The organism is Dermabacter sp. HMSC08H10 (assembly GCF_001807585.1).
GTDB classification, from domain to species: Bacteria; Actinomycetota; Actinomycetes; order Actinomycetales; family Dermabacteraceae; genus Dermabacter; species Dermabacter hominis.
Map to the genome: position 1 here is coordinate 84,686 of NZ_KV789428.1, position 16,954 is coordinate 101,639.

Genomic DNA, 16,954 nt, shown 5'->3' on the forward strand with positions numbered 1-16,954 from the left:
AGGAGTGTGAGAATAAGGGCGACGACATGAGACGTTGGCGAAAGGGAAAGGGACGCGCGTGAGCACACCCGATCAGAGCGACCCGGGCCAGGAGAGCCCGCACGAGCCTCGCCTGCCCGATTTCTCCGCGGGCTCGGCTGGCACGGGCAGTGGGAGGTCCGACGGCGCCGGTGCAAGCGGCGCTTCCGGGTGGGGAGATGATCCGAGCGGAGCCCTCAACGCCCAGCTACATGACAGCAGTGAGGAAAACAGCTCACGCAAAGCCGTCATCGGAGTCGTCATCGGCGGTATCGCGCTCATTGCCGCCCTGGGCCTTTTCGTCTCGCAAGTCGCGATGCGCAGCATCGAGAAAGAACCCATCGCCAAAGAAGGCTCGACCGTCGGCGTCAACACCCAGGGCGACCCCAACAACAAGGAAGAGCAGCCCACGCCAGCCGCCCCGAACGAGCCGCCACCCGAGATCTTCACGCAGGCCCCCACAACACAGTGCCTCATGTCCTCGAAGCCGACGGTGTCGCGCACCCAGAGCGGGAACACCATCAAGGGCGGAGGCCTCGAATACACGGTTCCCAAGAACTGGGATTCGGAGTGGTACCAGAACGAAAACGTGCCGTACCTCTACGACACGGGCGCCTATTCGAAGCAAGTCGAGTCGTTTTGGTACAGCGTCGTCACCGTGGGCCGCATCGAGTGGCAAGAAGATGTCGAAGGCCCTTACCCCGGCACCGAGCAGATGGCCATCGCCATGTTCCAGTGCTACGCCACGCACTTCAACGTTGTCGAGCAGTTCGGCGACAACCCGAAGATCACGAACTACACGAGCAAATCGACGACCGTCGACGGAAGGCCCGCGTGGATCGTCCAGGCAACCTACGGTTTCGACCCGAAGTCGAAGGGGATACGGCTGCGCACCACAAACGCCTCGATCGTCACCGCGATCGTCGTCGAGACTCCCAAGGGGCCAAGCGCACTCGTCTCCGACGTTGCCGCCGACCACCCCGAACACGTGAAGGGCCTCGAAGAGGCTATCGCCACCCTCAAGGTCACCGAGTAAGCGTCGGACCCGCAACTCCCCGGAAATGAGTTCGGCCCGAGCCCCTCACGGGGCCCGGGCCGTTTCTTGCTATGTGCGGTTAGCTGTCGCGCAAGATCGCGAGGATGCGGAGGATCTCCGTGTACATCCACACCACGGTCACGGCGAGGCCAAGGGCCGCCGTCCAGGCATAGGCCTTGGGGGCGCCGCTATCGACACCGTTGCGGATCACCTCGAGATCCATCACGAGGCTGTAGCTCGCGAGCGCCACGGCCACCAAGCCGATCACGACGCCGAGCATGCCCGTGCGGAGGTTAGTCACGCCGAGGAGGACGAGCACGAGGTTCACGAGCGTGAACACGAAGTAGGCACCGAAGGCGATGAGGAACATCTTCGTGAGCTTCGGGCTCGTACGCAGCTTCCCCATGCGGAAAAGAACGGTGATCGAGCCGGCGACGGCGAGAGTGCCAATCACGGCCTGGAGCACGATGCCCGGGTAGACCGTCTCGAAGAACAGGCTGATGCCACCGAGGAGCAGGCCCTCAAACACGGCGTAGGCGAGGGTGACCCACATGCTCGGCGTCTTCTTGAACGCGTTCACGAGAACGGTCACGAAGCTTCCGATAGCGCCAACGATCGCGGCGATCGACGCGAAAGCGAAGCCGATCTGGCGGCCTTCCTCCGTTCCCATCACGAGCGCCGTGACAGTCGGGAGCATCATGATCACGAACGCGACGGCGATGATCACGCCGAAGGTCGCCGTGATCGCGTTCATGGTGTTGCGCCACGTCATGCGGCCCGTGTCAAAGCCGGTTGCGGCCGGGCGGTTGTACATGGCTTCAAGATCGGCCGGGCTGTAGCCAGCCTGCTGGGATTGGGGAGCCTGGTAGCCCGGCGCCTGCTGCTGGGGCTGACCCCACTGCTGCTGGGTGCCCGGGGCCTGGTTGTACTCCGGAGCGGGAGCATAGCCGCCGGAATTACGGAAAGCGGGGCTATTGTTCAAGATTGCGTTGTTTCGCGCCACAGGGTGTCCTTTTCTCGAGGGCATCGCTACGTGCCCACAGTCTAGTTACGGTTATTCCAACGACTTTCAGAGACGCACTATTCCTCGCGGTGATGCGATTCGAGGTAGGCATCGTCGGCCTCGAGCGCGACGCTCTCACCCGCCGCACCTGCCGCAATCGCGACCATCTCTCCCGTTTGCGTTCGCAAAATGCTCACGCCGAACGTCGTATCTTCACTCTCATCATTGAGGGCGTTGATGTCATGCACGCCATCGCGATCGATCCACAGACCCGCGAAAGTCACAACCATGCCGAACAGGGCGAGGCCGCCCGCGAGGTAGAGCACCGCGGAAAACCCGAAGCCGGCGCTCAGAATGAACCCACCGAACATGACGCCAAGGGAATTCGCGACATTGAATGCGCCGTGGTGTGAGGCGGCCGCGAGGGTGACGGACTTGCCGGCGTTCGTCATGAGCCACGCCTGCATGAGCGGGCTCGTGATCGAGCTCGTCGCACTCACGAGGAACACACCCACGCCGAAGCCCACCGGGTTTTCTCGCAGCGCAATGAGCAGTATGAACATCAGAATAAAAATCGGGAACACGATGAACAGGCTCGCGCGGTAGGACCAGTCCGTGAGGTGCCCCGCGATCCAATTGCCGAGCGTCATACCCGCACCCGCGAGCGCGAGGATCACGGGGATGAGCAGCTTGTCGATACCGGCAACGCTCACCGTGACATCGGCAATGTATCCGTACATCGCGAAGAAGCTCGTGAAGCCCACGCATTCGATCACGATGACCATCCACATGCGTGGCTGCTTAAACGCCCCGAGTTCGTCTTTGATGCTGCGCCCCTTTGGAGCTTCCTGCGGCGGGATCGCGAGGAACAGCAACAGGATCGACAAGGCAAACACGCCCGCCACACTCCAGTACGCGGTTCGCCACCCGAGCTGCTGGCCGAAGGCCGTGAGCAGCGGGACGCCAAGCAGGTTGGCAACCGTGAGCCCCATCAGGGCAAGCGCGATGCCCTTACCTTGGTTACCCGGCCCCATGACGTCGGCAGCGAGAAGCGCCGCTACGCCAAAGAAGGCGCCGTGCGGAAGGCCCGCCAGGAACCGTGCCGGAATAAGCAGGCCGAAGACGGGCATCGACGCCGACAGCACCGACCCCACAAGCAGCCCGAGCGCGAGCAGCATGATGAGCTTTGGCCGGGCGATCTTCACGCCGAGGAGCGACACCGTGGGGGCACCTACGACAACGCCGAAGGCGTAAGCGCTCACCGCCCAGCCAGCGTGTGCGATGGCGTGCTCGGGATTCACGGCCATTTGCTCGGGAAGCAGCGAATGAGCGATGTCTGGCAGGATGCCCATCGACACAAACTCGCTCGAGCCGATACCGAACCCGCCGATCGCGATCGCGAACAGGGCGAATGCACGCTGAAATGGCGTCAGGGTGTCGTAAGAAGTGGGGCGCACGAGAGTCCTTCGCGGGAGATGACGGGTGAGCCGATCCGCTGCGCTCCCTCGGGCCCGGATGCACTAGTGAGAATAGTCCCTCGGGCCGAACACTGCCGAGCCGACGCGAACAATAGTGGCGCCTTCCTCGATCGCGATCTCAAGATCGTTACTCATGCCCATCGACAGCTCCTTGACAGCCTCGATGCCGAGACCGTCGCGAAGCTCCCTCAACTGGCGAAGCGAGCGACGAATCTCCACCTCGTCGTCCGTGTTCGTGCCGATTGTCATGAGGCCCTCGAGCGCGAGCGAGTCACTTTCGGCGCAGCGCTCGGCGACCTCCCTAAGCAAACCGAGATCCGGCTCATAGCCACCCTTCGACTCCTCGCCCGAGGTGTTCACCTGGATGAGGACTCGCTGCACTTTCCCGTCGTTCGCCGCGCGCTTCTCAATGCTCGTCAGCGCGCTTTCGCGATCGATCGAGTGGACGAGATCCGCAAAGCGCGAAATGTCGCGCGCCTTATTGGACTGGATCGTGCCGATGTAGTGGCGCATGACGCCGGCCTCGTGCAGGTCCTCGAGCTCGGCATGCTTGGCGAACTCCTGCTGGCGGTTCTCGCCTACGTCCACCTTGACGCCTCGCTTCTCGAAGAGCTCCACGGCCTCGCGAATCTCTTGAGCGGTGCGCGTCTTGGTCGCGAGCAGAATCAGGAGATCATCCATCGACCGCCCGCCGCGCGCAAGCGCCGCTTCAATCCGAGGTAGAAGTTCGTCGATCTTTTCGCTCATCATGTCTTTTCGCGTCCCTTTCGCCTTCGCTCCATGCACGGGCCATCGACTCTGGTGGCCTCATATATCCGTCATATCACGGCGGCGTGCGCGAAAGACGGGACCTGGATACGTCGCACCCCCAGTGGGACTCGAACCCACACTGAAAAGATTTTAAGTCTTCTGCCTCTGCCATTGGGCTATGGGGGCATTGCCCGAAGGGCCCCTCCATCCTAGGGGATAGGCTGAAGGCATGGCCCGCACTCTTGCCGACGCCTTGAGAGAGTTCGATGACGCACGACTCATCGAACTGTTAAACGCGCGCCGCGATCTCACCTCTCCCATCCCGCTTGGCATCGCCCCGCTCGCCGCGCGCGCCACACAGCCCGGCAGCGTCCACAGGGCACTGGGCAGTCTCGTTCTGCCCGAGCTACAACTCGCCGAGGTCTTTGCCGCCTACGCGGGGCCCGTGAGCCCGGAACAGCTCGCGCGTGCCGTGAGCACCTCGACCGAGCAGATCGCGCCGCACGTGTACCGGCTCGCGACGCTCGGCCTCGTGTTTACGGATGATAGCGGGCGCTCGCTCGTTCCCGTGCGCGCCCTCGCCGAGGCCCTCCCCCACCCCGCTGGCCTCGCCCCTCGCCTCTCGAGCGACCCGTCGCCCGATGAGGCCCGCACGATCGTCGAGGATCTCCCTGACTCACTTCGCGAAGTCGCCCACTCGCTCACCTTCGCCCCGGCGCGTCTCACGGGCTCGCCGACCTCGTCACTCGCGAAGCAGCTCTCATCGGCACGCCTCATCACGAAAGTCAATGGAACCGACGGCCCTCGCCTCCTCATCCCACGCACCGTCCATCTCGCCCTTCGCGACGGCATCGTCCACCGCACTTTCGCCCACGCCCCCACCCCGGGCCCCGAAGCCGCACCCGAGCGCTTCGAAGGCGCCCGCGACGCACAGGCCATCGAGGCGGCACTCGAGGCCAGCCGCATCGCGCACACGATCAGCACGTGGCACGCGGATCCACCGTCGGTCCTCAAACGCGGCGGTATTCCCCTGCGCGACGCGCGCCGTCTCGCCGCTGCCGCAGGCACGAGCCACGAGACGTGGACGAGCGTCATCCACGCCGCATGGGTCGGCGGGCTCATCGGCAACGACGGTGAAACGTGGCAGGTCACGCGCGAGTACGGGGAGTTTTCCGACGCTTCCCCAGCACGCCGCTGGGCCGACCTCTGCTCGGCGTATGTGCGCTCCAACTACCTCGGCGCGCTCGCCGGGACGCGCTTCGGAGAAGTCGGCCTCGACGGCTTCGCCCAGGGGGAGCCTCGCACAGGCGAAACTCCGCGCGCTGCGCTCTCGGCAAGCGTCGGAAGAAAAGGCGTGAAAGTGCGCCGGCGTCACATGCTGCGCCATCTCGCGGACTACCCCGAGCGGGAGGCGAGCGCGGCGAGTCTCGCGGAGTCGCTTGCGTGGGCGTTCCCCACGGTGCAGCGCGCAGCCCTGATCGAGGAGGCGTACGCGTTCACGCGCGAGGCCGAGGCATTCGGGCTCATCGTGGACGGTGTTCCAAGCGTGCTCGCTCCCGCGGCCCTCGAATCGCTCTCGCTCGAGGAAGTGGCGGCACTCGACGTTCTCGAAGCTGCGCTCGACGAGAAGCTTCCCGAACCCGTCGACCACATCTTGCTCGACGCGGATCTCACCGTGACCGTGCCCGGCCTGCCCTCTGCGCGGGTTGCGGCGGTACTCGAATGGACCGAAGTCACCTCGCGCGGCGCCGGGGTTGTGGCGCGCGTGACCAGCGAGTCGATCGCGCGAGCACTGAGCGCTGGCGGCTCCGCCGATGTCCTCATGGAAGAGCTCGCGGCGCTTTCGCTCACGGGTGTTCCGGACGTGCTCGCCTACCTCGTGCGGGATGAGGCACGCAAGCGTGGCCAGGTCACCGTCGGCCCCGCGACCTCGTTCATTATGGGCGAGGAGGAACACCTGGACCGGCTCATGGATTCGAGCGAGGCGCTTCGGCTTGGCCTTAAGCGGCTCGCCCCGACCGTCGTGATCTCGAGCGGGGATCCCGGTTTCGTGATGGGGTCGGCGCGCGCCGCTGGCCTCGCACCTCTTGCCGCGGGCGGTCGTGGCGCGGCGGTGGATGAGCGCACACTCGGTTCGGTGCGCGGTGGGCCCGTGGGGCTTGAGCTGGAGGCCGACGGTCGCGAGCAGGTCCTCGATGTCGAGCCTTCCGAGGCGGTCGCGCGCATTCGCGCTGCCGATTCGGGGCGCCTGGAGGAGGTTAGCGTTCCTCAGCGCTTACTCGCGGCGATTGCCGAGGAGCGCGAGGTTCAGATCGGCATTGTTGACGGCCGCGGCGGCACGCGCGTGCTGCAGGTCGAGCCGCTCGCGCTCGAGGGCGGGAGGCTGCGTGCGCGCGATGGGGAATCGGGCGAGGAGTTCACGGTGCTGATTCACAGGGTGCTCCTGCCCTAGCCCTTCCCTACTTCGTGAATTGCATAGGGGTTGTGGGGGTTTCGTTGCGGCGAATAACCCCCGCAACCCCTATGCAATTCAGGGGAAGAGTCAGTCCTGACGGGTTTCCGTACGATCACCCGTCCACTCCACGTGGTACGAGCCCTCCGCATCCACGCGCCGGTAGGTGTGCGCACCAAAGTAGTCGCGCTGCGCCTGCACGAGGGCCGCGGGGAGGCGCTCGGCCCGCACCGCGTCGTAGTACGCGAGGGTCGAGGAAAACACGGGCGCCGGAATTCCGACGGCTGCCGCAAACGCGACAATGCGACGCCACGCGGGGATGCACTTCGTAATCTCGGCGGTGAAGTACTCATCGGCAAGGAGCAACGGAAGCTCGGGGTTGCGCTCGTAAGCCTCGGTGATGCGGTTAAGGAAGCCCGCGCGGATGATGCAGCCGCCACGCCAGATGCGCGCCATGTCACCGAGCTTGATGTCCCATTCGTACTCCTTGGCGCCGGCCTTGATCTCGTCGAAGCCCTGGGAGTAGCTCACCAGTTTCGCGGCATACAGCGCCTGCTGAAGGTCGCTGATGAACTGCTCGGCGTCGTCGATCCTGATCGTCTGCGTCTCGCCCTTGAGGACGGCGCGTCCGGCCTCTCGCTGCTCCGTGCCGCCCGAGGTCGAGCGTGCGAAGGTCGCTTCGGCGATGCCGGTGACGGGGATGCCGAGGTCGAGGGCCGTCTTCGACGTCCATGCGCCGGTGCCCTTCTGGCCGGCCTGGTCGAGGATGATGTCGACGAACGGTTTTCCGGTCACGTTGTCGGTGTGGGTGAGCACGGCCGCCGTGATCTCGATGAGGAAGGAGTTGAGGTTGCCCTCGTTCCACTTCTCGAAAACCTTGCCGATCTCGGGGGCATTCATGCCGAGCGCCTTGCTCATGAGGTCGTAGGCTTCGGCGATGACCTGCATGTCGGCGTATTCGATGCCGTTGTGGACCATCTTCACGAAGTGGCCAGCGCCGTTCTCACCAACGTGGGTGCAGCACGGGACGCCGTCCACATGGGCGGAGATCTTTTCGAACATGGGGCCGAGACGGTCGTAGCTTGCCTTCGACCCGCCGGGCATGATCGAGGGGCCGTTGAGGGCGCCCTCTTCGCCGCCGGAGACGCCCGAGCCGACGAAGTGGAGGCCGCGTGCACGAAGCTCCTGCTCGCGGCGCACAGTGTCGGTGAACAGAGCGTTGCCGCAGTCCACGATGATGTCGCCCTCGTCCATGCGGGTCGCGAGTTCTTCAATCACGGCATCGGTAGCCTTGCCAGCCTTGACCATGATGATCGCGACGCGGGGCCTCTGGAGCGAGGCGACGAATTCGTCCATGGTTTCCGCGGGCACGAACTGGCCGTCCTGACCGTGCTCAGCAATCACACGCTCGGTCTTTTCCACGGAACGGTTGTGAATTGCCACTTTGAATCCGTTGCGTGCAAGGTTACGGGCGAGGTTCGAGCCCATGACCGCCATGCCGGTCACGCCGATGTCAGCGACAGAATGGGGGGCGGGATCAAAGTTGGCCATGCTCGTGCGGCTCCTTCGGTGTATGGGACTGTGGCGCAAGGTGGCGCTCGTTCACGAATAGTCTAAAAGCCTGTGCTGTGTACAGCCCCGATACGCAATAATGGGGGCCGACGGTCCCGGTCTTAGCATCGGGGTGCCATAAGCCGACCAGAGGAACAAGAGCATGACGGATCCGTATACCCCACCTCCTGGGACGTTCAGTAACCCATCAACGAACCAGCAGCAGTACCAACAACCCCAGTACTCACCTCAGGGGCAGCAGCCGAATGTGGGATACGCCCCGGGCGGCGCGTACGATGGCCCCGCACCCGGTACCGACGTCGGCAACGACATCTCGAAATCGTTCTCGTGGGCGTGGCAGGCGCTCTCCAAGAACTTTGTCGCGCTCGTTGTTCCAGGCATCATCTGGGCAGTCGTGTACGCGGGCTTGCTGGCCATTTTCTTTGTGGGCTATTTCGCGTCGATCATCGCACTCGCCAATAGCGCTAAAACTGGCAATAACGATAGCGCGGCGGCTGTCGCGGTGTTCGTTTTCGTGATCGTCGTCTTCATCGTCATGTTCCTGATTCAACTCCCGCTGGCCGCGTGGATGAGCGGGTCGTACAGAGCAGCCGGCCTCACCGCGAGGGGCGAGAAGCCTACGGTCGGCAGCGGAATGTTCCACTGGAGGACGTTCCTCACCTACATTCTCTACGGGATCCTCTCAACCGTCGCGATCATCATTCCCCTCATAGGCCCGCTGGCCTGCATGTTCTTCTTCTCGCTCGCGCCGTATCTTTCCGCGGGGCGCGACGCGGGGGCCATCACTGCATTCAAGGATGCAGCGAATAAAGCGCTTGCGAAGCCCGCACACGTGATCCTCGCCGCGATCGTGTCCTTCGCGGTGATGTTCGCGCTCGCGATCACGGGCATCGGGCTGCTCCTATTCCCCGTGGCACTGCCGTTTACGGCGCTCTTTTACATGTCGATGGTGGCGCGTATCGAGGGCACACGCCCGGCCCCCGTTGTCTAGGGCGGGGAGTGCGGGCACAGGCGCTCTCATCGTCCAATCCGATAAATCGATCCTTCTCGAGGTTGCCCACCCTTCGGCCGAGCAGGCGCGCGCCGCGATTGCACCTTTCGCGGAACTCGAGAAGTCGCCCGAGCATATCCACACCTACCGGCTCACGAACCTGGGGCTGTGGAATGCGAAGGCTGCGGGTTTCGATGCGGAATGGGTCGTCGACGCCCTCCTCACGCATTCGCGTTTTGCCGTTCCCAACGCGCTGCTCGTGGACGTCGCGGACACGATGGATCGCTACGGTGTTCTGAGCCTCCACAACTCCCCCGCGCACGGCCTCGTGCTCCTCGCGAAGGATCAGACGATCCTGACGGAGGTTCTGCGCTCAAAGCGCATCGCGCCGCTCGTGGGCGAACGCATCGATGACACGACGGTGCTTGCTCACCCCAGTGAGCGCGGCGCGCTCAAGCAGCAGCTCCTCAAACTGGGCTGGCCCGTCGAGGATCTCGCGGGTTTCGTGGACGGCGAGAGCCATCCGATTGCGCTCACGGACTCCCCGGGCACGTGGCAGCTTCGCCCGTATCAGCGCGAGGCGGTTGAGCACTTCACGAAGGGTGGCAGCGGCGTCGTTGTGCTCCCGTGCGGGTCGGGCAAGACGACCGTGGGGGCTGGCGCGATGGCAGCGCTCGAGCGCACGTGCCTCGTGCTCGTGACGAACACGGTTTCCGCCCGGCAGTGGCGCCGCGAGCTTCTCGAGCGCACATCGCTCACAGAGGGCGAAATTGGCGAGTACAGCGGAGCGAAGAAGGAGATCCGGCCGGTCACGATCGCGACGTACCAGGTGCTCACGTCAAAGCGCCGCGGTATTCATCCCCATCTTGAACTCGTGAGCGCCCGCGATTGGGGCCTCATCATTTACGACGAGGTTCATCTGCTTCCGGCCCCCGTGTTCCGTATGACCGCCGACCTCCAGGCCCGGCGACGGCTCGGCCTCACGGCGACCCTCGTGCGCGAGGATGGCCGCGAGGGCGAGGTCTTCTCGCTCATCGGCCCCAAGCGTTACGACGCGCCGTGGAAGCTCATCGAGGCGCAGGGCTGGATCGCCCCGGCAGAGATGACCGAGGTGCGCGTCACGATGTCGAGCTCCGAGCGCAAGGTGTACGCCTCGGCGGAGCCGAGGGATCGGCAGAGACTCGCGGCAACGAGCCCCGAGAAAGTTCCCGTCGTCGAGCAGCTCGTTGCGCGACACCGAGGTGAGGGCACGCTCGTGATCGGTCAGTATCTCGACCAGCTCGAGGAGATCGCGGATCGGCTCGACGCGCCGGTCGTCACGGGCGAGACTTCCCTTAAGGAGCGCGAATCACTTTTTACGCAGTTCCGCGAAGGCGAGATCGACCTTCTCGTCGTCTCAAAGGTCGCGAACTTCTCGCTCGATCTTCCGGAGGCGAGCGTGCTCATCCAGGTGAGCGGCGCTTTTGGCTCGCGTCAAGAGGAGGCGCAGCGGCTCGGCCGCATCGTGCGGCCGAAGCGCGATGGGCGCGCGGCGCATTTCTACACGGTCGTGACGCGCGATACGCAGGATCAGGACTTTGCACAGAACCGGCAAAGGTTCCTCGCGGAGCAGGGCTACGGCTACACAATCCTTGACGCGCGAGAGCTCGACGGCGGGAGTGTCTAGCCGCCGCCCGGTTTTCGGCCTGAGGAGGATCCGACGCTTGCACGCCCACGATCCGGCGCTCTTCCGTCAGTTGCCTGTCACCGAATATTTGCTCAGGGCAGGTAGGCTTCACGTATGAACTCCAAGGAATACGACGGTTTCTCCGACTCTTTTCGCGATAGCACCACTGAGGGCGTCACGCGCGCGAACCCCGCTGGCGCGGGCGTGGACAACGCGGGCGCTGCACCCTCGTCGCAGGCAGCACCCAAGACTTCAAGCCTCGATGGAGCCGGGCAGGCGTCGGAACCTCGCACCACTGCGGGCACCCGCAGCGCAAAGGCTGAACCGGCCCCTCGCCCCACCCAGCAGGCGCACCAACAGCCGATGCCAACCGCCACCCAAGAACAGCAGGCCGAGCCGCACGGGACCCAGCCCGCCCCGAAGTCGCGCATGGCTGTCGTGTGGGCCGCGCTCATCGTCGGCGCGATTTTGCTGATCCTCCTCCTGGTCTTCGTGATTCAGAACAACGTCTCGACCGAGTTCGAGTACTTCACGTGGCACTTCAACCTTCCGCTTGGCGTGGCGATGCTGCTCGCGGCCATCGCGGGGGCGCTCATTATGGCGCTCGCGGGTTCGGTGCGGATGATTCAGATGCGCTGGGAGCTTCACAAGCTCCGCCGCAATCAGAAGTAGCGGTTCGCCACACCCGCCCCGAAGTCACAGGCAATATTCAGCAAATATTCACCTTCGGGTTACACCATTGACCCATGAACACGGAGCAGGAGCAGGACTACGAGGCACGTCTTCTCGTAGTCGACGATGAACCGAACATTCGCGATCTTCTCGCCACGAGCCTTCGCTTCGCGGGCTTCGAGGTGTTTGCGGCCTCCAATGGTGCCGAAGCCATCAAGCTGGCGACCGAGAACGAACCCGATCTGATCGTTCTCGACGTCATGCTTCCCGACATCGACGGCTTCACGGTGACCCGCCGCCTTCGCGACAAGGGCCACCACTACCCGATCCTCTTCCTCACGGCGCGGGACGAAACGAAGGATAAGGTCGCGGGCCTCACGGTTGGCGGCGACGACTACGTGACGAAGCCGTTCAGCCTCGAAGAGGTCGTGGCGCGCATCCGCGCGGTGCTGCGCCGCACCCACGTGGGTGTTGCCGAGCCGAGCGAGAGCGCGCTCGTCGTGGGCGATCTTCGCCTCGATGAAGATTCGCACGAGGTCACGCGCGCCGATTCGCCGATCGATCTCTCCCCCACCGAATTCAAGCTGCTGCGTTACCTCATGCTCAATGCGGGCCGCGTCGTGTCGAAAACGCAGATCCTCGATCACGTGTGGGATTACGACTGGTCTGGCGAGGTAGGCATCGTCGAGAGCTACATTTCGTATCTGCGCCGCAAGATCGACGTCGTTGGTGAGCCCATGATCCACACGAAGAGGGGCATCGGCTACGTGCTGCGTCCGGCCGATCCGCGCTGACCTTGGCTCAAACCCCGAAGGCCCGCACCTCGCGGGCCCAACGTCCAGTCTCTCTGTGGACTCGAATTGTCGCGCTCATCGCGCTCGTTCTCGTTTCGGGAACGATCGTGACGGGCGCGCTTTCGCTGTTTCTGCTCAAGCGCACGCTTATCGAAGTGGTGGATGCTGACCTCGCGGCGGCGGTGAGCCCGAGCGTCATCGCGAATCCCCGGCGCAACATTTCGCTCATCACGACGGGCTCGCCGAATGCGCAGTACACACCCGTGGACTACGTAGTTGAGTGGCAGGATCAGTCCGGTGGGGTCCTGCAGCGAGTGGTGCAGGATTCCGAAGGCGACCTGTCTCTCGAGTTTCCTCCGCTCACCCGCGAGGAAGTTATTTCCTTGCAGGGCAAGCCCTTCACACTTGTCGCGGGCGACCGCGAGTCGTGGCGCGTGCGCGCGATCGCGTCGAATGATCCGGATGGCCCCTCGGTTTTCGTGGCGCTTCCACTTCGCAGCGTCGACAAGACGATGAACGAGATGGCGCTCATCATCGTGCTCGTGGGCACGATGGTCGTGCTCGTTGGAGTGGGGCTCGGCGGGTACGTGCTCCACTATGCGCTCGAGCCGTTGCGCGATGTCGAGAAGGCCGCGAAGAATGTCGCGGCGGGCACGCTCGGCACCCGCATTCCCGTGAGTTACTCCTCGCAAGAGGTGCATTCACTGAGCGTCGCCCTCAACGAGATGCTGATCCGTCTCGAGAAGGGTTTTCAAGCGCAGGCTGAATCGCAAGCTGAGGCGCTCGCGAGCCAGTCGCGCATGCGCCGTTTCGTCGCGGATGCCTCACACGAACTTCGCACGCCACTCGCCGCGATTCGCGGCAACGGCGAGCTGTATCGCATGGGGGCGATGCCGAACGAAGAAGACGTCGCACAAGCGATGCGGCGCATCGAGGACGAAGCCAAACGCATGGGGTCCCTCGTCGAATCTCTCTTGAGGCTCGCGCGGCTCGACGAGCAGCGCTCCTTCGACCTCGTGCCGCTCGATGCGTCGGGGATCGTGAAGGATGTCGTGCAGGACTTGAGGGCGCTTGATCCCACGCGCGAAGTTGCGATCGTGGATCTCGCGGGGGCTGTGCTCGCGCCCGAAGATGTGCCGCCGCTCGGTGTGCTCGGCGACGAGGCCGCGCTGCGACAGGTCATCGTGAACCTCGTGGGTAACGCGAACAGGCACACGCCGAAGGGATCACCGGTCGAGGTGGCACTCGGCACGGACCGCCACGGTAAGGCCATCATTGAGGTGCGCGATCACGGTGAGGGCATCCCCGCCGAGGCTCGCGAACGGGTTTTTGAGCGGTTCTTCCGCACCGACGAGTCGCGCCAGCGCCAACAGACGCAGGGCGGCGGCGCGGGCCTTGGCCTCTCGATTGCGGCGACGATCATGCAGCATCACAACGGCACGATCTCCATCCATCAAACGGATGGCGGCGGGGCGACGTTCCGTGTGGAGCTACCGGGAGCCACGCTCAGCTGAGTGCGCTCCACTGCTGATGGAGGATGCGCAGCTCGTTACCGCCTCGCACCGTCACGATACGGAACTTCCTACCTGCGGCCTCGAGCACGGTGTCAACGAGGTGGAGGTGGGGGCCTATTTCGCGCGCGGTGACATCGCCGCTCACGCTCACGCCTCGGCCACGCAGCGCCTCGACGCCCTTCGCCCACTCCTCGGCGTTCATTGTGCGCGCGCGTGTATCGATGAGATGGGGATCATCGCCGAGGCTCGCAAGCGGTGAGGCACTGTCGAGCCACAGGGAACGCTCGAGGCTGGCAGGCGTCGGAATCTCCTCCCCTGCGCCGGGCCGGGCAGCCCCCTGACCCGCACCTGCCCTGCTGGTGGCGCCCGTGAAGCCAGGCCCCTCGTTCGGCGCCGTGCCCTTTTGGTAGGCGGTCGCAGCGGCTCGGGCGCGCTCGTCGGCGGCCTCGTTCATCTCGTTGCCCGCATGACCCTTGGCCCATTCAAAGCGGACGTTGCGCCCCTGCATCTCTTGGTCGATCGCCTGCATCAGCTCGACGTTGAGCACGGGCTTACCGTCTTTTTTCTTCCAACCCTTCTTTTTCCAGCCGGGCATCCATGTCGTGACGGAGTTGATGACGTACTGCGAGTCACACAGGATCACGAGGTCTTCGCCCGCGAGGCCGGCCTCGCGGCTCTGGCTGAGCAGCTCACGCACGGCGGTGAGCTCGCCAATATTGTTCGTGCCGTGGGCACTTCCGCCGGCGCTCCAACAGTCTTCGCTCACGTACCAGGCCCAGCCGGTGGGGCCCGGATTTCCGAGTGCGGAGCCATCTGCTGCTGCGGTAATCGTCATGGACATATTTTTTCACAGACACCAGCGGCAGGGCGCGCACGGAATAGAGACGCATGTGCGGGACGTTTGGTGAGAGTCCGACGGTTCCGCGCATCCATCGTGCGCACGTATGTGGAGGTTTCTTATGTCTAAGCGTCCCGACCTGGCAATTCTTGACCTTGTGGGAGTGAGCGAGGGACAGTCCTTCGCCGAAGCGATCGAGGCATCGATGCGCGCGGTCGAGCTCGCCGACGAGCAGGGGTATAAGCGGTATTGGTTCGCCGAGCACCACAACACATTGAATCTCGCCTCGAACGCGACGTCGCTTCTCATTGATCGCGCCGCCTCGCGCACGAAGCATATTCGCGTGGGTTCAGGCGGGATCATGCTCCCAAACCACGCGCCTCTTCAGGTCATCGAGCAGTTCGGCACGCTCACGCAGTTCCACGGAGAGCGCATCGACCTGGGCCTCGGCCGCGCACCGGGCACCGACCCGCTCACGGCGCAGCTCCTTGGCCGCACGAGCGCAGAACCGGAGGATTTTGCGCGGGCCGTTGCTGACATGCAGGCGTGGGCGAGCGATGACACACTCTCGCGCTACCGGATCGGAGCTTACGTGGCGCAGGGGACGAATGTACCGATGTGGGTGCTGGGCAGTTCCCTTGCGGGCGCTGGCCTCGCGGCACGGCTCGGATTGCCGTTCGCAGTCGCAAGTCACTTCGCACCGTTCCAGTACAAAGAGGCGATCGCGCTTTATCGCCGCGAATTCAACGCCGAGGCGCCCACGGCGCAAGTGACGCAGCCACGAGTGATGGTGGGGGTAAACGTATACGTTGCGGCAACGGACCAGGAAGCCGAGCGACAGTTCTCGACGCTCCAACAAGCCTTTGCGGCGCTTGGGACAGGCAAGCGCCAGCTCATTCAGCCGCCCGCCGAGATTTCGGCGCTGCTGCCGGCACCCGTGCTCGAGCGCGTGAATGGGGCTCTCGCGGTGCGCGCGGTGGGCTCTCCCGCAAAGGTTGAGGCGGAGCTTTCGCGCCTCGCGGAGGAGACTCACGCCGATGAGTTCATCGTGTCGAATTACTTCCACGACCCCGAGGCGCGATATGAGAGCCAGCGCCTGCTTGCGCAGGCGTGGCTTAGCTAAGGGGCGGACTTACGTCCCTCTCGTCATCCTTTCTCAAATAACGATTTTGTTACCAACGTCGACTGGCGGTGGTGGCGTGGCACGTCCACTAACCGAATAGTACCCCAAGGCAACTTTTAGAATGGTTAACGCTCAGATAATAACCGTAATATTTAAGGGGGTTATCGACTTTTCTATTCTCACGCTCAATAACCTGTGCAGCATTCGTACCGACCTCCCGTTACACTAATGACGGCACCCGCCACAACACTGCGATCTGCGCCTTTGCGTGACAGCGTCGCAACCAAGCACTACATCCTCGCACCGCTAACCCTTAACATTTCCGTAACACTTGCTATAGCCACGTTTCTAGTGGACACAGCTACCGCCATATCCCGAACGCTCCTCCGGGCATCACGGCGTCACGCGGGCCTGCCACACCAGCGCGCTCGCCCCGGGGACGCCTCTCTCAACTCCCGAGAAATTACGCACTTCACAAACGATTCAAAACCGGCTAGTGTCATCTCTGGACGTCCGCAACGAGTGTTGTTCGACGAACCCATCTACTCCCCAAACGACGAAAGTTGGAGAACTCATGGTCTTCGATGCTTTCCGCAAGCGGAACAGCCACCGCGCGGATTCCTCAGTTACCCCCATGTGGCGCCGCGGTGCCGCAGCCCTCGCCGTCGGCGCCGTCCTCGGCACCTCCGGCGTTGTTGGCACTTCCGCCCTCGCCGCTACGAACGCATGCGCTACCGAAGGTGGCATGACTGCGGGCCAGCCCACTGCGGAAGAGGCTCAGGCTGCCGCTGACCAGGCGAAGGCCGCTGCCGACCAGGCACAGGCCACCGCAGACGAAGCTGCTGCTGCCGCCGACGCCGCCGCAGCAGACGCCGAAAAGCTGCAGACTGCAGCCGACCAGGCACAAGCTGAAGCCGACCAGGCACAGGCCACCGCAGACGAAGCTGCAGACGCTGCCAAAGCCGCAGCCGCAGAAGCTGACAAGCTCCAGACCGCCGCTGAGACTAAGCAGTCCGCAGCCGACGACGCCGCCAACCTTGCTCAGCA

The 16,954-nt window shown here is 64.0% G+C and carries 14 protein-coding genes and 1 tRNA gene; 9 read left to right on the top strand and 6 right to left on the bottom strand.

The annotated features are described in order from the left end of the window. Window positions 1-58 precede the first annotated feature (58 nt). On the top strand, window positions 59-1,054 hold the full coding sequence (locus HMPREF3176_RS08105) for a hypothetical protein (protein WP_070459681.1): 996 nt from the start codon (window positions 59-61) through the stop codon (window positions 1,052-1,054). Window positions 1,055-1,133: 79 nt separating this feature from the next. On the opposite strand, the gene HMPREF3176_RS08110 is transcribed toward HMPREF3176_RS08105, so the two are convergent. The 4 genes from HMPREF3176_RS08110 to HMPREF3176_RS08125 form a co-directional block, all read right to left on the bottom strand. Then, window positions 1,134-2,057, bottom strand: coding sequence for a Bax inhibitor-1/YccA family protein (locus tag HMPREF3176_RS08110; RefSeq protein ID WP_070459630.1), 924 nt, complete (start codon window positions 2,055-2,057; stop codon window positions 1,134-1,136). Window positions 2,058-2,134: 77 nt separating this feature from the next. Then, on the bottom strand, window positions 2,135-3,514 hold the full coding sequence (locus HMPREF3176_RS08115) for an MFS transporter (RefSeq protein ID WP_070459633.1): 1,380 nt from the start codon (window positions 3,512-3,514) through the stop codon (window positions 2,135-2,137). A gap of 63 nt (window positions 3,515-3,577) precedes the next feature. Then, the gene (locus tag HMPREF3176_RS08120; RefSeq protein WP_083286334.1) at window positions 3,578-4,285 is read right to left on the bottom strand and encodes a YggS family pyridoxal phosphate-dependent enzyme; all 708 of its coding nucleotides are present in this window, start codon (window positions 4,283-4,285) and stop codon (window positions 3,578-3,580) included. 113 nt (window positions 4,286-4,398) lie between these two features. After that, window positions 4,399-4,471 (bottom strand) — tRNA-Leu (locus tag HMPREF3176_RS08125). 43 nt (window positions 4,472-4,514) lie between these two features. Between HMPREF3176_RS08125 and HMPREF3176_RS08130 the strand changes: the two genes are divergently transcribed. Then, window positions 4,515-6,737 carry a helicase-associated domain-containing protein gene (locus HMPREF3176_RS08130; RefSeq protein ID WP_070459636.1) on the top strand — a complete coding sequence of 741 codons (2,223 nt, stop codon included), beginning with the start codon at window positions 4,515-4,517 and terminating at the stop codon, window positions 6,735-6,737. Window positions 6,738-6,827: 90 nt separating this feature from the next. Here HMPREF3176_RS08130 and gndA read toward each other — a convergent pair whose 3' ends face one another. Then, complete coding sequence (gene gndA, locus HMPREF3176_RS08135) at window positions 6,828-8,288, bottom strand: NADP-dependent phosphogluconate dehydrogenase (protein ID WP_070459639.1); 1,461 nt, start codon at window positions 8,286-8,288, stop codon at window positions 6,828-6,830. Window positions 8,289-8,451: 163 nt separating this feature from the next. Between gndA and HMPREF3176_RS08140 the strand changes: the two genes are divergently transcribed. The 5 genes from HMPREF3176_RS08140 (at window position 8,452) to HMPREF3176_RS08160 (ending at window position 13,946) form a co-directional block, all read left to right on the top strand. Beyond that, window positions 8,452-9,300 carry a hypothetical protein gene (locus tag HMPREF3176_RS08140; protein ID WP_141742405.1) on the top strand — a complete coding sequence of 283 codons (849 nt, stop codon included), beginning with the start codon at window positions 8,452-8,454 and terminating at the stop codon, window positions 9,298-9,300. Then, the gene (locus HMPREF3176_RS08145) at window positions 9,293-10,966 is read left to right on the top strand and encodes a DNA repair helicase XPB (RefSeq protein ID WP_070459645.1); all 1,674 of its coding nucleotides are present in this window, start codon (window positions 9,293-9,295) and stop codon (window positions 10,964-10,966) included. The genes HMPREF3176_RS08140 and HMPREF3176_RS08145 overlap by 8 nt, the downstream gene beginning before the upstream one ends. Window positions 10,967-11,080: 114 nt before the next feature. Then, window positions 11,081-11,638: a lipopolysaccharide assembly protein LapA domain-containing protein gene (locus tag HMPREF3176_RS10585; RefSeq protein WP_246826703.1), complete on the top strand. Its 558-nt coding sequence runs from the start codon at window positions 11,081-11,083 to the stop codon at window positions 11,636-11,638. A gap of 74 nt (window positions 11,639-11,712) precedes the next feature. Continuing rightward, window positions 11,713-12,432: a response regulator transcription factor gene (locus tag HMPREF3176_RS08155; RefSeq protein ID WP_016663830.1), complete on the top strand. Its 720-nt coding sequence runs from the start codon at window positions 11,713-11,715 to the stop codon at window positions 12,430-12,432. A gap of 2 nt (window positions 12,433-12,434) precedes the next feature. After that, window positions 12,435-13,946 carry a HAMP domain-containing sensor histidine kinase gene (locus HMPREF3176_RS08160; RefSeq protein WP_246826705.1) on the top strand — a complete coding sequence of 504 codons (1,512 nt, stop codon included), beginning with the start codon at window positions 12,435-12,437 and terminating at the stop codon, window positions 13,944-13,946. Here HMPREF3176_RS08160 and HMPREF3176_RS08165 read toward each other — a convergent pair. Continuing rightward, window positions 13,939-14,781, bottom strand: a complete 843-nt coding sequence (locus tag HMPREF3176_RS08165) for an RNase H family protein (protein ID WP_070459687.1) — start codon at window positions 14,779-14,781, stop codon at window positions 13,939-13,941. The genes HMPREF3176_RS08160 and HMPREF3176_RS08165 overlap by 8 nt on opposite strands. A 124-nt stretch (window positions 14,782-14,905) precedes the next feature. Between HMPREF3176_RS08165 and HMPREF3176_RS08170 the strand changes: the two genes are divergently transcribed. Further along, window positions 14,906-15,907: an LLM class flavin-dependent oxidoreductase gene (locus HMPREF3176_RS08170; RefSeq protein WP_070459647.1), complete on the top strand. Its 1,002-nt coding sequence runs from the start codon at window positions 14,906-14,908 to the stop codon at window positions 15,905-15,907. A 574-nt stretch (window positions 15,908-16,481) separates the two neighbouring features. Next, on the top strand, window positions 16,482-16,954 hold a 473-nt coding region (locus tag HMPREF3176_RS08175), incomplete at its 3' end, for a hypothetical protein (protein WP_210386462.1).

What these genes read in the sequence shown, in the direction of transcription:
- HMPREF3176_RS08170 (WP_070459647.1), top strand. Translation starts at nt 14,906, where the DNA reads ATGTCTAAGCGTCCCGACCTGGCAATTCTTGACCTTGTGGGAGTGAGC.
- HMPREF3176_RS10585 (WP_246826703.1), top strand. Translation starts at nt 11,081, where the DNA reads ATGAACTCCAAGGAATACGACGGTTTCTCCGACTCTTTTCGCGATAGC.
- HMPREF3176_RS08165 (WP_070459687.1), bottom strand. Translation starts at nt 14,781, where the DNA reads ATGACGATTACCGCAGCAGCAGATGGCTCCGCACTCGGAAATCCGGGC.
- HMPREF3176_RS08155 (WP_016663830.1), top strand. Translation starts at nt 11,713, where the DNA reads ATGAACACGGAGCAGGAGCAGGACTACGAGGCACGTCTTCTCGTAGTC.
- gndA (WP_070459639.1), bottom strand. Translation starts at nt 8,288, where the DNA reads ATGGCCAACTTTGATCCCGCCCCCCATTCTGTCGCTGACATCGGCGTG.
- HMPREF3176_RS08120 (WP_083286334.1), bottom strand. Translation starts at nt 4,285, where the DNA reads ATGATGAGCGAAAAGATCGACGAACTTCTACCTCGGATTGAAGCGGCG.
- HMPREF3176_RS08130 (WP_070459636.1), top strand. Translation starts at nt 4,515, where the DNA reads ATGGCCCGCACTCTTGCCGACGCCTTGAGAGAGTTCGATGACGCACGA.
- HMPREF3176_RS08140 (WP_141742405.1), top strand. Translation starts at nt 8,452, where the DNA reads ATGACGGATCCGTATACCCCACCTCCTGGGACGTTCAGTAACCCATCA.